Origin of the sequence: Cupriavidus sp. YAF13, assembly GCF_052113425.1 — a bacterium.
In the GTDB taxonomy this organism is placed as follows: domain Bacteria; phylum Pseudomonadota; class Gammaproteobacteria; order Burkholderiales; family Burkholderiaceae; genus Cupriavidus.
Genome location: NZ_JBFRDD010000002.1, coordinates 314870 through 327025 on the forward strand (window position 1 = coordinate 314870; position 12156 = coordinate 327025).

Consider the following 12156-nt stretch of genomic DNA (forward strand, 5'->3'; position numbering starts at 1 on the left):
GGTTTGCTCCTGCCTTGCGTTTTGCGCCATCAGTGTGGAGGCGCGACGGGAACAAGAATAGGACGGCGACTGGCTATGCAAAATAGCCAGTTTTCCCTAATTTGAGGTAACCAGTGGCGGACCGTCCGCCGCCAGCGCCCCGGCCAGCTTCTCCATGCCGGCGTGGATGTCCGCCACGCTGATGCCACCGTAGCCAAACAGGATGCCAGGTGCCGGCGCCTGCCCGCCGTACATGCCTGCAATGCCATACAGGCCGACCGATACGGCGGCGGCGCGCGCGATCAGCGCGGTCTCGTCGTGCGGCATCTTCAGGTGGGCCACCATGTGGATGCCCGCGGCCGGCGCGTGGGGCGTGAACCACGGGCTCAACGGGCCCTGCAGGTGTTCAAGCAATGCGGCGCGGCGTGCGGCGTACTCCTTGCGCATGCGCCGCAGGTGCTTGGCGAAGTGGCCGTCGAGCATGAACTTGGCCAGCGCCGTCTGCGTCATGGTGCAGCTGTGCCAGTCGCTGACCTGCTTGGCCCGGCGCACGGCTGTGCCCAGCGGCGCCGGGGGAATCACGTAGCCGATGCGCAACTCGGGGAAGATCGTCTTGGAGAAGGTGCCGACGTATGCCACCACCCCTGTCTTGTCCAGGCTCTTGAGCGACTCCATCGGGTGGCCCATGAAACGGTACTCGCCGTCGTAGTCGTCCTCCAGCACCAGCGCGCCGCGGCGTTGCGCCCACTCGAGCAGCGCCACGCGCCGCTCCAGGCTCATCGCCATGCCCAGTGGAAACTGGTGGGACGGCGTGACGTAGACAATGCGCGCGTTGTCCGGCAGGGCTTCCACTACCAGCCCCTGCGCATCCACGGGGACATAAGCCACCTGCGCGCCCAGCGCGGAAAACGCAATGCGCGCGGGCGGATACCCGGGATCCTCCACCGCCACCACGTCGCCGGGGCGGATGACCACCCGCGCCATCAGGTCGATCGCCTGCTGCGCGCCCTGCGTGACGACGACGTCCTGCCAGTTGCTGACCACGGCGCGGCTGAACGCCAGGTAGCGCGACACCGCAAGCCGCAGTTCCTGCTCGCCGGCGGGATCCCGGTAGCTGCCGCGCCCGCGGGCCTGCACGCGTAGCGCGTGGCTGACACAGCTACGCCATTTGTCGAAGGGAAACATGCCCTTGTCGGTGACGCCGCCCACGAAGTCGAACGCTGGCGCGGCGCCGGGTGGCGTATGGGGAAGGGGGTCGGGCAGCGCTTCCCAGATCGAGCCGGAGCCGGCGCTGGGGGAGAGCGGTGACGGCGATGGCGCCAGGCCCGTCATCTCGTGCGCGACGAAGGTGCCGTCGCCGGCGCGGGAGCGCAGGTAGCCCTCGGCAATCAGCCGCTCGAACACGTCGAGCGTGGTCTTGCGCGATACCCCAAGCTGCGTGGCAAGGTCACGGGTCGACGGCAGCCTTTCACCCGGCGCCAGCCGGCCGTCGACGATGCCCGCCCGCAACTGCCGATAGAGTTGGCCGGCAAGGCCCTGCCGGCCGTGAATGCTCAAATGGACATCCATCTCTTCATCTTGTGCCGGTGGTTACCTGGATCCGCCATGATGCCAAAGGCCGAGGCGGGCAGGTGGGGAAAGCGGGGCGCGTGGTCTCGTTCGGAGGGGGGCATCGCGCGAAGCCTTAACCTTCCCGTCCGTCGGCCCGGGGCCGGGTCAGGTAGGGCACGTACTTCAGCAGGTACAGCGCGAAGGCCGCCATCCAGAGCGCCGCCGCGCTGGCGATCCAGTACGGTTTGAATTGCGGCAACAGCAGCGGCCCGATCACGCGGACGACAGCGGCCAGGCCGATGCACGCGTAGGCGGCGTGCTCCATCGCACCCGCTTCCAGCTTGCGGCCGGTGTGGCCCAGCGCGGTGCGCGTGATCATCCCCAGGATGGCGCAGCCGATCGCGCCTACGGTGAGGGCGTGCAGCGCCGTCGAGCGGTCGGTCCAGCCCAGGGCGGACGCCGCCAGCAGCACCAGGCCCAGCGGCAGGCAGGCATACGCCAGGTGAAGGATGGCGATCAGCGGCTTGCGCACCGTGTGCCACGAGCTCCAGCCGCCAAGCCGCAGCGCTTGCGCCAGCGCAGCCAGCAGCGCGATGGCCGCGGTTGCCATGCCGCGCGGCGCCAGCGTGCAGGCGATCATCGCGGCCAGCGTCAGCGCCACCACGCTGCGCTCCACCGGCGTCGAGCGCCGGATGCGTACGCCGGGCACGGTATTGGCGGTGAACATCGGGATCACCCGCCCGCCGATCACGGTAATGAAGATGACGACCAGGCCGATGCCGGCATCGGCACTTTGCAGTGCGACGTGCACGGCGCCTCTCGCCATCGCCAGGTGGAACACCACGTTCAGCGCCCACAGCAGGAACAGGGCGGCGGCAAGGCCATAGTTGCGCACGCTGCCGGCGCGCACCAGCACGCGCAGGAAGGCGGTGGCGCACAGCAGCAGGAAGGCGAGGTCCAGCACGGCCGCGGCAGGGGCGGGCCCGGTCCACATCGCCACGCGCGCCGCGAGCCACACAGCGGCGAGACCACCCAGCAGCCAGCCCTGCGGCGTCTGCTGTCCCGTCCAGTTCTTGCCGGCGGTAAACAAGAAGCCGGCCACAACCACGGCGGCAAAGCCAAACACCATCTCGTGCGCATGCCACAGCATGCCGCCCATGGCCGGCTGTGCGCCAGACCGGGGCCACCAGCCCAGGTAAATGGCTGCCCACACGCCGATGGCCACTACGGCGAAGCCCGCCGCCAGCAGATAGAAGGGCCGGAACGCGAGCGCAAGCACGGGGTGGCTGTGGTATCCGGCGCCGGTTGGCGGCCGGGTAGATGGCTGGGTTTGTGGCTGGGGCAGCATGACGCCTCTCGCAAAGGGTGGGATGAAACGCTGGATTGCCGTTGGTGTTTGTCAGTGTTCGTCGGTCTTTGTCTGTGCGCTTGCCAACAGACTTCGCATATCGTGCGGCGCAGCAACCTGTGAACGATTCTATAAAACAAGCATTTCAAATGCAACATAAAATGCTGATGTGTCAACGGGGTGACACGCGGCGCGGCAGGGCGGCAAGCAAGCAGGCCGGATCGCCCCCCATTCATGCAAGCTCCCGCGCGCCTTCAGTGCGCGGCCGCAGCAGCGGCAGCATTGCCGCCCTTGGCCGGCTTGGTGAACCAGATCAGCGGAATGATCGCGATGAAGATCACGCCCGAGATCCAGAAGATATCGTTCAAGCCAAGCATGGCGGCTTGCGTGGTGAGGTTGCGTTCGAAGAACGCCATCGCCTGCTCATGGCTGAACCCGGCCGTGGCCTGCAAGGCTTCCAGCGTGTGCACAAAGGCCGGGTTGTGCTGGCTGGCCTGCTCCGCGAGTTGCGAGTGGTGCAGGACATTGCGGTCGTTCCAGGCCGTGCTGGCCAGCGACGTCCCTACCGCGCCGGTGAACACGCGAACAAAGTTCGACAGGCCCGCGGCGGCCGGAATCTTGTCTGGCGACAGCCCCGACAGGATGATCGCGGTCAGCGGCACGAAGAACAGCGCGGTGGGGATGCCTTGCAATAACGTGGGCAGCACCAGCGTCCAGGTGTCCACCGTGGTGGTGTAGCCCGAGCGCATGAAGAACACTGCGGCGAAGCCGGCAAAGGCCATGGTCGCCAGCACCCGCGTATCGGAGCGCGGCATGATCTTGCCCAGCACCGGCGCCAGTATCACGGCGAAGATGCCCAGCGGCGCGGTCACCAGGCCGGCATTCACGGCCGGGTAGCCAAGGTACTGCTGCATCCATTGCGGCAGCAGGACCAGGTTAGCGAAGAATACGCCGAAGGCTACCGAAATCGCCACGGTGCCGCCAAGGAAGTTGCGCCCGGCAAACAGCTTGAGATCGACGATCGGATGCTCTTCAGTCAGCTCCCAGATCACGAAGAAGATAAAGCTGATCAACGCAACGACACCCAGGCCCACGATCAGCGACGAATGGAACCAGTCGAGATCCTTGCCCTTGTCGAGCATGATCTGCAGCGCTGCCACCCAGGTGATGAGCGAAGCCAGGCCAACCTTGTCGATCGGCAGCGCGCGCTTCGGTGTTTCACGCGAGCGGTAGATGATCCAGGTGACGGCGGCGGCGAACAGGCCTACGGGAATGTTGATGTAGAAGATCCACGACCAGGAGTAGCGGTCGGTCATCCAGCCACCCAGCGCCGGGCCGGCAATCGGGCCCACGGTGGCCGTCATGGCCCACAGCGCCAGCGCCGTGGAACTGCGTTGCTTGGGATACGAGCCAAGCAGGATGGCCTGCGAGAGCGGAATCAGCGGGCCGGCCACGGCGCCTTGCAGCACGCGCGCGGCCAGCAGGATTGGCAGGGTGGGCGCAATGCCGCACAGCCAGGACGACAGCACGAACAGCAGGATGGCGCCGACGAACAGGCGGATTTGCCCGATGCGCTGGGTCAGCCAGCCTGTGAGCGGGATCGATACCGCGTTGGCGGCGGCGAACAGCGTGATGACCCACGTGCCTTCGTCCACCGACACGCCGAGGTTGCCGGAGATGGTGGGAATGGCCACGTTGGCGATCGACGAGTCGAGCACGTTCATGAAGGTGGCGAGCGCTACCGCGAAGGTGGCTAGCACCAGCTTGCCGCCGGTAAGCGGCGGGGGCTGGAGCGGTTCGGCTGTGTTGGTGTTTTCCATGTTGAACTCGACGGGTCACTGGCTTGTGTCGGCCGGCCCTTGCCGGATTTGATTTCGATTTAGAAATCTGAGTTATCAGATAAATGACGAAGAAAAATCTTGGCAAGGCATTACAGGACTGCACCTTTGGCCGGCTTTTCCGCCGTCTTCGCGGCAACCGCGGTGGCCTGTGCGCCCTGGCTGGATGCGCCCGAGGTGCTGTTCAGCGCGATGATGCGAGCGATTTCAGCATCGGCTTGCTCCCCATAGCCATGGTAGACATTGGTGCTGTAGGTGGTTTTCTTGACCGCGCCGAGTTGCGCGCCGCTGCGGTCCCTGGTGTCCACGTCGACCTGCATCGACAAGCCGATCTGCAGCGGGTGGGCACGCAGCTCCGCCGGATCGAGCTCGATGCGGGCGGGCAGGCGTTGCACTACCTTGATCCAGTTGCCGGTGGCGTTTTGTGCCGGCAACGCCGAGAACGCGCTGCCGGTGCCGGCGGAGAAGCCCACCACGCGGCCGTGATAGCGCACGCTGCTGCCGTACACGTCCGCGCGCAGCACAACCGGCTGGCCGATTCGCATGTGCTGGAGCTGGACTTCCTTGAAGTTGGCATCTACCCACACGCCATCCAGCGGGACGATGGCCATCATCGGGGCGCCTGGGGCCACGCGCTGGCCGACCTGCACCGAGCGGCGTGCCACATAGCCCGTGACGGGCGCCGGCAGCGTGTTGCGCGCCAGGGCGAGATGCGCGTCGCGCAGCTTGGCGGCGGCGGCCTGTACGGCGGGGTGCTCGGCGACCGTGGTCTGGTCGGTCATGGCGCGGTTGGACGCAAGTTGCTGGCGGGCAGCTTCGAGCGCGGCCTCGGCGGTCTTGACCGCGTCGCGGGCGTGGGCCACGTCTTCCGCGGACACGGCCCCGGTTTCCGTCACTTGGCTGCGGCGCTGGAAATCGTCGCGGGCCTTGCCCAGGTCGGCCTGGCGCTGCTGGATCGCGGCCTGGTAGACGTTGTTGTTAACGTAGAGGGCGCTGACCTGCCGTACCGTTTGCGCGAGCTGGGCCTGGGCGTTGCCCAGCGCGACCTGCGCATCGGCCGGGTCGAGGTTGACCACGGCTTCGCCGGCCTGGACGATCTGCGTGTCGTCGGCGTTGACGCTGATCACGGTTCCGCTGACCTGCGGCGTGAGCTGCACGAGGTTACCGTTGACGTAGGCGTCGTCGGTGTCTTCGTAATGCACAGCGTAGGTGAAGTAGTAGCCAGCGTAGCCGCCGGCGGCAGTCAGGGAGGCCAGGCCCAGCGCGGCGAGCAGGCGCTTGCGGGTGGCCATCTTGCTGGCGGGGGCAGTGCTGCTGTTCCTGTTGCTGTCGGCGGTGGTTTCGGTCTGGGTAGCTTCGGTCATGTTGATCACCTCGGTATTGGTATCGGTGGCGTGTGGCGGTATCGGCGTTGAGCGGCTATCGCGGTTATCCCGGTTATTGCGGATATTGCGGCTGTACGGGAGCGCCCGGCGCGGCGGCGCCAAGGACCGGCGGCTGCGCGGCCGCCGCGGCGTGCGCCACCGCGGACGTGTCCGTGTAGCCGCCGCCAAGCGAAGCCGCTAGCGCGATCTGGCGGTCGCGGCGCGTCATGCGCAGTTGGGCTACGGCCTGGGTGCGGGCCAGCGCGTTGGTTTCCGCGTTCAGCACGGTGAGCTGGGTCGTCAGGCCCTGGCGATATTGCGCAAGGGCCAGGTCGCGGGCACGGCGGCTGTTTTGCTCGGCGCGCAGTGCATCGGCCAGTTGCGCATCGATCGTGCGGATCTGGGCCAGTTGCGTCGCCACGTCGGTCAGGGCGCCGATCAGCGTCTGGTTGTAGTTCGCCACCGCCATGTCGAATTCCGCGTAGCGGCCCTTCAACTGTGCGCGCAGCGCGCCGGCATCGAAGATCGGCAGGTGGATGGCTGGGCCGGCGCTGGCGGTGCGGCTGGCGGCGGTGAGAAAGCGGCCAAAGCCAAAGGCATCCAGGCCAATCGCGGCGCTCAGGTTGATGTCGGGATAGAAGCCGGCCTTGGCCACCTTGATGTCGTGTGTGCTGGCATCCACGCGCCACCTTGCGGCAACGATGTCGGGGCGGCGCGAAACCAGGTCGGCTGGGAGGTTGTCCGGCAGCCGCACTGCATCGCCGGGGCTCAGCGTGGGCCGCGCGAGGGCCAGGCCGCGGTCCGGGCCGCGGCCGAGCAGGGCGCCCAGTTGGTAGCGCGCATTGAGAACTGCGCCGTTGAGCGCCGTGACCGCCGCGTTGCTGGCGTCGAGGTTGGCGTCGGCGGTGCGCTGTTCCACTTCGGTGTCCAGGCCGGAGGCGGCGCGCGCGTGGGTGATGCGGGCCAGCGCGCTGCGCTGCCTGACTTCGTCCTGGGCGATGTCGAGCAGGGCGTACAGGCGGGCCAGTTCGTTATAGGCGCGGGCCACGGCCGAGCTGACGGACAGGCGGACCTGCTCCGATTCCGCCTCGGCGGCACGGCGGGCCGAGACCGATGAGGCCAGGGCTTCGCGGTTCTTGCCCCACAGGTCGAGTTCATAGGTGGCGCTGATCAGGCCACGGTTTTCGGTCTGCCAGGAACCCGCGATGGGCGGCGGCACCATGGCCGTGGCCGAATACTGCTGGCGGGTCAAGGCGTAAGCCGCATCCACGCGCGGCAAGGTGTTGGCATTGGCACCTTCGCTGTAGGCAGCGGCGGCGGCCAGGCGAGCCTTGGCCATGTCGATCGACGGGCTGCCTTCGAGCGCCTCGGCAATCAGCGCGCGCAGCTGCGCGTCGCCGAACTGGGCGGCCCAGTCGGCCGCGGGCCAGTGGCCTTGCTCGGCGGGCAGGCTGGCAGTGGTTTCCAGCGCGTTGGGCTCGGCGACGTGCTTGTCGCTGGAGATGCCCGCGTAGCTGGCGCAGCCGGCCAGCCAGGCGCTGAGCAGCAGGGGCAGGACCTTGGCGGAGCGCAGGGCGCGGCCGGTCGTTCGAGAAGTCTGCGTTTTCATTTTCTGATTTGTCAGATAAATGGTTAAAAAAAAGACGCGCGCTCAGGCGGCCGAGAATTTGTCGAGCAGGCGCAACAATTCGTCGAACTCGCTCTTGCTGAAATTCTTGAGGCGCGCATTGAGCACCTCGGGGGCGATCTCCGGGATCTGGTTGGCAACGCTGTGGCCCTTGGCGGTGAGTTCCAGGTTCACCACGCGGCGGTCATCCACGCTGCGCGAGCGGGTCAAGAGGCCCTTGTGCTCCAGCTTGTCGAGGATGCGGGTCATCAGGCCGGTGTCGATCACCAGCAGCTTGCTCAGCTCGAACGGGGTGGTGGCCGTGCCGCGCGACAGCGACAGCAGGATGCCCATCTGCTGAGCGGTGATATCCAGCTCTTTCAGGGCCGCGTCCATCTCCATCAGCACAAGATTGCGAGCCTTGTTGAGATAAAAGCCGACGCTATCCGTCAGGTTGAAAGTCCCTTTCGTGTAGTGCTTCATGGTTACCTCCTGTCTGCCGTCTGCTGGCTGGATAATATTTGATAAGTCAGATAAATTCAAGGTCAGAATCTACATTGTTTAGCGCGTGCGCAGAAGGCGACCAACAGGTTCCCAATGCGCCGCTTCCCGGCACGGATGGCTACGCATGCACCCCGCGGCTGGCGAAATACCGGGCCGGAGAATCGCCAAACGCGCGGCGGAACATGGCGATGAAGTTGCTTGGCGTGGCGTAGCCCAGCGCCTGCGCAACCTCGCCCACGGCCTCGCCGCGCGCGAGCCGCTCCAGCGCCAGCGTGAGGCGCGCCTGCTGCCGCCAGTTGGCGAAGCTCAGGCCGGTCTCGCCCAGGAACACGCGCGAAAGCGTGCGCGCAGACAAGCCGGCCCAGGCCGCCCATTCCACCAGGCTGCGGTGGTCATCGGGCTGCGCCAGGATGGCGTCGCTGATGCGGCAGGCACGCCGGTCGCTGGGCAGCGGCAGGTGCAGGGGTTGTTGTGGCGCCTGCCGGATCTCATCGAGCAGCACGGCGATGATCCGCTCCTGTGCGGCGTCCAGCGTGAACGGTGAAGGCCACGACGCAGCGCGGCTGATCAGCGCGCGCATGACATCGCTGGTCCCCACCACGCAGGGCATGCTGGGCAGGTCCTGCGCCGCGGCGGGCGCGATCCACACATTCCAGCCGCTCAGCACGCCGCTGATCGTGACCCGGTGCATTTCCCCCGGCGGCATCCAGCCAGCCCGCTGGGCGGGCAGCAGCCAGGAGCCGCGCTGCGTGCGGACATGCACCAGGCCGTTGTCGATGCAGAACAGCTGGCCGCGCACGTGGCTGTGCCAGCCCAGCTCACGCGTGCCGAGCCGGAACTCGTTGTCCGCCTTGTCGGCGCCGCGCATCGCGATCAGGGCAGGGCCGTCCGGCTGTTCGCTGGTGTCGGCAAAGGCGGCCAGCAGGCTTTCCGTCTCCGCTGTCACGCGGGCAGAGGGCGCAGGATGGGATGGATGCGACGACATGGCTGAAATGCATTATTTTTAGGCAGGATAACGATATCGAGTCTACGCGTTTACGCCAGATACTGCTCCCAAGGCGCCGCCATCCACATTTCCCCGCGCCGCAGGAGATCCACATGCAGACCGCAATCCCCGCCATGCCGGCAATACCCGCAATATCGGAAATTCCCAGCTGCCAGATTTACGACGCCAGCCGTTTTCCCATCGTGATCGGCCGCACGCAGGCCATGCAGCCGGGCTATGCCATCCAGTGGCGCGAGGAGATGACCGCGCTGGTCGAGCAGGGCCGGCCTTTTGTCCTGATCCATGACCAGCGGCCAGCCGAGGAGACGCAGGAGGACCGCAAGCAGCGCGCCTTGTGGCTGAAACAGTGCAAGGCGCCGCTCGGCGCGGTATGCAAGGCGCTGATCCACATCGAGCCCGACCCGATCAAGCGGGCCGCGCTCAGGGCCCAGGCATTGCTTGCCGTCAAGGCCTTTGGCATTCCCATGGCGATTTCCGCCACCATGGCCGACGCGCTTGCGCTGGCCGCGCGGGCGCTGGACGAGACCACGCCGGATGCACCCGCGGATGCACCGGCACCCGGGGCAGCCGCCCGTTGAGCGCTGTACAACCACCGTCATGGCCCAAACCGCGACATTCTTCCTGCCTATGAAACCACTGCACATCACCATCATCGGCGCCGGCCTGGGAGGCTTATGCCTGGCGCAAGGGCTCAAGCGGCGCGGCATTGCCTTCGACGTCTATGAGCGCGACGCCGCGCTGGCCAGCCGTACGCAGGGCTACCGCATCCGGATCGACCACGCGGGCCAAGAGGCCTTGAAGGGTTGCCTGCCTGCGGCGCTGCTCAGCGTGTTCCAGGCGACTGGTGCCATCCCCAACGCTGGCGTCAACATAGTCGACACCGGGCTCGAGGCCGTCAGCGGCAGGTGGGTGGAGTCGTGGCGGCGTGGCCGCGGCGATGCGCCCGCCGCAGCGGAAGCGGAAGCAGAAGCAGAAGCAGAAGACCTGAGCGTGAACCGCCAGACGCTGCGCGAAGTCCTGATGCATGGCATCGAGGACCGGGTGCATTTCAGCAAGGCGTTCGTGCGTTACCGCGAGGACGACGACGCTCGCGTGCAAACGGGCTTCTCCGATGGTTCATCCACCGTATCGGACTTACTCGTCGCGGCGGATGGCGTCAATTCAAGGGTGCGCCGGCGGCGCCTGCCGAGCGCGGCACCGGCCGATACCGGGTTTGCCTGCCTCTACGGCAAGACCTATCCCACGCCTGCCACGCTGGTGCGGCTATCCGGCTTGCTGCCGGCCAGGACGTCGATCGTCTTCGGCGATGGCCTGGCCGTCATCATCGATCCGATGCGGTTCCGGCCACCGCCCGCGGGGTACCGCCTGAGCATGCCTGGCGACTACCTTTACTGGGCCATCTTTGGCGCGCGCGAAGCCCTTGGCATCGGCTGGGAAGCCGGGGATGCGTTGCAACAGGACGCGCTTGCCGCACGCCTCGAACGCATCACGGCGGGGTGGCATGCCGGGCTGCGCCCGCTGTTCCAGCAGAGCGATCGTGCCTCGCTGGCCGTGGTGCCAGTCAGGACGGCAGATGTGCCCGCTGCCTGGCCAAGCAGTGCCGTCACGGTGCTGGGAGACGCCATCCACGCCATGAGCCCGGCCGGCGGCCTGGGCGCGAACACGGCGCTGCACGATGCGCTCCTGCTATCGCGGCAGCTGGGCGAGGCCGCCGCCGGCCGCCGCTCGCTGCGGGCGGCCATTGGCGGCTACGAAACCGCCATGCGCGAATACAGTGCACGCGCCATCCTGGCATCGCAGCGCGGCACGGAGGTGTTGCTGGGCGCCAGCGGCCGGCAACCGGAGCGGATCCTGGCTGGCTAGACGTCGCGATGGGGGAAGCGGGCAAGGGGGGGAGGGCAACGTGAATTTGCGCACACAAGTACAGCCTCCGCGGCCAGGCAAGGGGTCGCGCGGGGTTGCCGCTGCAAAGGTCCGAAGCCGGGGCGCTATTGCCCAGGCATCAGCATTGCCACGCGGCGGCGCGGCAACGTAGGGTGCCGCGCCTTTCGGCTGCTCGTTACTTCGATTTCGCGCCGTCCGTGTACGGGTCGGCCTTGCCGGCCTTGGCGCCGTCCGTATAGGGATCCGCCTTGCCGGCCTTGGCCCCGTCCGTGTAAGGATCGGGCTTGCCCTGCGTGGCATTCAGGTCCATTTGCGTGGATTGCTTCGCGCCATCCGTGTAGGGATCGAATTTGCCGGTTTTCGCTCCATCCGTATAGGGATCGGCCTTGCTGGCCTTGGCCCCGTCGGTGTACGGGTCGAACTTTTTCTGCTGGCCATAGCTCAAGCCTGAAGCCGTTGCGGCGGCGACAAGTAACGTCAACGTGAGTACTCTGCGCATCTCTTGCTCCGGTGGTAAGGAGGTGGTCGCCTATGGTTCAGCGAGGGAGCGCTCGGGCACAGGCTGGCCGGAATAGCTGGCATCTGCGCCACGCCAGACAAACTGGGGCGGTAACCTCGGTGGGCCAGCGGGGCACACAAGTGAAGGCAGGCCAGGGCATATGAGTACTCGCCCCGCGCCCGCCTATGCCGCGTCCCGCACAGTTCATCGTAGGAGCGAATCCCGGGGAGGCCGTAGTAAAACGTTGTAAATCCTTGTTGCGTTTTTTCCTTTCGGCAGCGCCCTGTCCCGGAGCGCGAAACGTGCGCAGCGGCCGGTGCATTCCCCTGATCTTTCTGGCGTTCCTGGCTATCCTGGTTTTTCTTCGAGCGCATCGCCTCGGTCCATGTGCGCTTTGCGCGATATCCTGGATTTCTGGTATCCGATCAAAAAACCCCTTGACTATCTATCTACCAGTAGATAATATTCACGACATGGAAGCCGCTGCTCCGCCCCAGCAAGAAAAGCTGAAGCAGGAAAGAGGATCCAGCGCATCACCCGGGGAATCCCCGTTTTTTTTGGTCAGCTTATCTATCTA

General features: G+C 66.5%; 10 protein-coding genes. 2 read left to right on the top strand and 8 right to left on the bottom strand.

Going from position 1 to position 12156, the window contains the following annotated elements; genetic code table 11:
• Positions 1 to 96 precede the first annotated feature (96 nt).
• The 7 genes from pdxR to AB4061_RS03435 form a co-directional block, all read right to left on the bottom strand.
• Complete coding sequence (gene pdxR / locus AB4061_RS03405) at positions 97 to 1548, bottom strand: MocR-like pyridoxine biosynthesis transcription factor PdxR (protein ID WP_441630876.1); 1452 nt, start codon at positions 1546 to 1548, stop codon at positions 97 to 99.
• Positions 1549 to 1663: 115 nt separating this feature from the next.
• Positions 1664 to 2878: an NnrS family protein gene (locus AB4061_RS03410; protein ID WP_441630878.1), complete on the bottom strand. Its 1215-nt coding sequence runs from the start codon at positions 2876 to 2878 to the stop codon at positions 1664 to 1666.
• A 254-nt stretch (positions 2879 to 3132) separates the two neighbouring features.
• Positions 3133 to 4698: a DHA2 family efflux MFS transporter permease subunit gene (locus tag AB4061_RS03415; protein ID WP_441630880.1), complete on the bottom strand. Its 1566-nt coding sequence runs from the start codon at positions 4696 to 4698 to the stop codon at positions 3133 to 3135.
• Positions 4699 to 4808: 110 nt separating this feature from the next.
• Positions 4809 to 6080: an HlyD family secretion protein gene (locus AB4061_RS03420; protein WP_441630882.1), complete on the bottom strand. Its 1272-nt coding sequence runs from the start codon at positions 6078 to 6080 to the stop codon at positions 4809 to 4811.
• A gap of 73 nt (positions 6081 to 6153) precedes the next feature.
• The gene (locus AB4061_RS03425; protein ID WP_441630884.1) at positions 6154 to 7689 is read right to left on the bottom strand and encodes an efflux transporter outer membrane subunit; all 1536 of its coding nucleotides are present in this window, start codon (positions 7687 to 7689) and stop codon (positions 6154 to 6156) included.
• A 42-nt stretch (positions 7690 to 7731) separates the two neighbouring features.
• The gene (locus tag AB4061_RS03430) at positions 7732 to 8169 is read right to left on the bottom strand and encodes a MarR family winged helix-turn-helix transcriptional regulator (RefSeq protein WP_441630886.1); all 438 of its coding nucleotides are present in this window, start codon (positions 8167 to 8169) and stop codon (positions 7732 to 7734) included.
• Between the two features lie 139 nt (positions 8170 to 8308).
• Positions 8309 to 9175 (bottom strand): AraC family transcriptional regulator, encoded by an 867-nt coding sequence (locus AB4061_RS03435; RefSeq protein WP_441630888.1) that lies wholly within the window; start codon positions 9173 to 9175, stop codon positions 8309 to 8311.
• Between the two features lie 113 nt (positions 9176 to 9288).
• On the opposite strand from AB4061_RS03435, the gene AB4061_RS03440 reads away from it, so the two are divergent.
• A complete protein-coding gene (locus AB4061_RS03440) occupies positions 9289 to 9774 on the top strand; it encodes a hypothetical protein (protein WP_441630890.1) in 486 nt (161 codons plus the stop codon).
• 49 nt (positions 9775 to 9823) lie between these two features.
• Positions 9824 to 11059 carry an FAD-dependent oxidoreductase gene (locus AB4061_RS03445; protein WP_441630892.1) on the top strand — a complete coding sequence of 412 codons (1236 nt, stop codon included), beginning with the start codon at positions 9824 to 9826 and terminating at the stop codon, positions 11057 to 11059.
• A 196-nt stretch (positions 11060 to 11255) separates the two neighbouring features.
• On the opposite strand, the gene AB4061_RS03450 is transcribed toward AB4061_RS03445, so the two are convergent.
• Complete coding sequence (locus AB4061_RS03450; RefSeq protein WP_441630894.1) at positions 11256 to 11579, bottom strand: hypothetical protein; 324 nt, start codon at positions 11577 to 11579, stop codon at positions 11256 to 11258.
• Positions 11580 to 12156: the final 577 nt, after the last annotated feature.

Bases quoted from the DNA above. Each gene is read 5' to 3' on its own strand.
- AB4061_RS03420 (WP_441630882.1), bottom strand. From the start codon at position 6,080: ATGACCGAAGCTACCCAGACCGAAACCACCGCCGACAGCAACAGGAAC.
- AB4061_RS03425 (WP_441630884.1), bottom strand. From the start codon at position 7,689: ATGAAAACGCAGACTTCTCGAACGACCGGCCGCGCCCTGCGCTCCGCC.
- AB4061_RS03415 (WP_441630880.1), bottom strand. From the start codon at position 4,698: ATGGAAAACACCAACACAGCCGAACCGCTCCAGCCCCCGCCGCTTACC.
- AB4061_RS03440 (WP_441630890.1), top strand. From the start codon at position 9,289: ATGCAGACCGCAATCCCCGCCATGCCGGCAATACCCGCAATATCGGAA.
- pdxR (WP_441630876.1), bottom strand. From the start codon at position 1,548: ATGGATGTCCATTTGAGCATTCACGGCCGGCAGGGCCTTGCCGGCCAA.
- AB4061_RS03445 (WP_441630892.1), top strand. From the start codon at position 9,824: ATGAAACCACTGCACATCACCATCATCGGCGCCGGCCTGGGAGGCTTA.
- AB4061_RS03430 (WP_441630886.1), bottom strand. From the start codon at position 8,169: ATGAAGCACTACACGAAAGGGACTTTCAACCTGACGGATAGCGTCGGC.
- AB4061_RS03435 (WP_441630888.1), bottom strand. From the start codon at position 9,175: ATGTCGTCGCATCCATCCCATCCTGCGCCCTCTGCCCGCGTGACAGCG.
- AB4061_RS03450 (WP_441630894.1), bottom strand. From the start codon at position 11,579: ATGCGCAGAGTACTCACGTTGACGTTACTTGTCGCCGCCGCAACGGCT.
- AB4061_RS03410 (WP_441630878.1), bottom strand. From the start codon at position 2,878: ATGCTGCCCCAGCCACAAACCCAGCCATCTACCCGGCCGCCAACCGGC.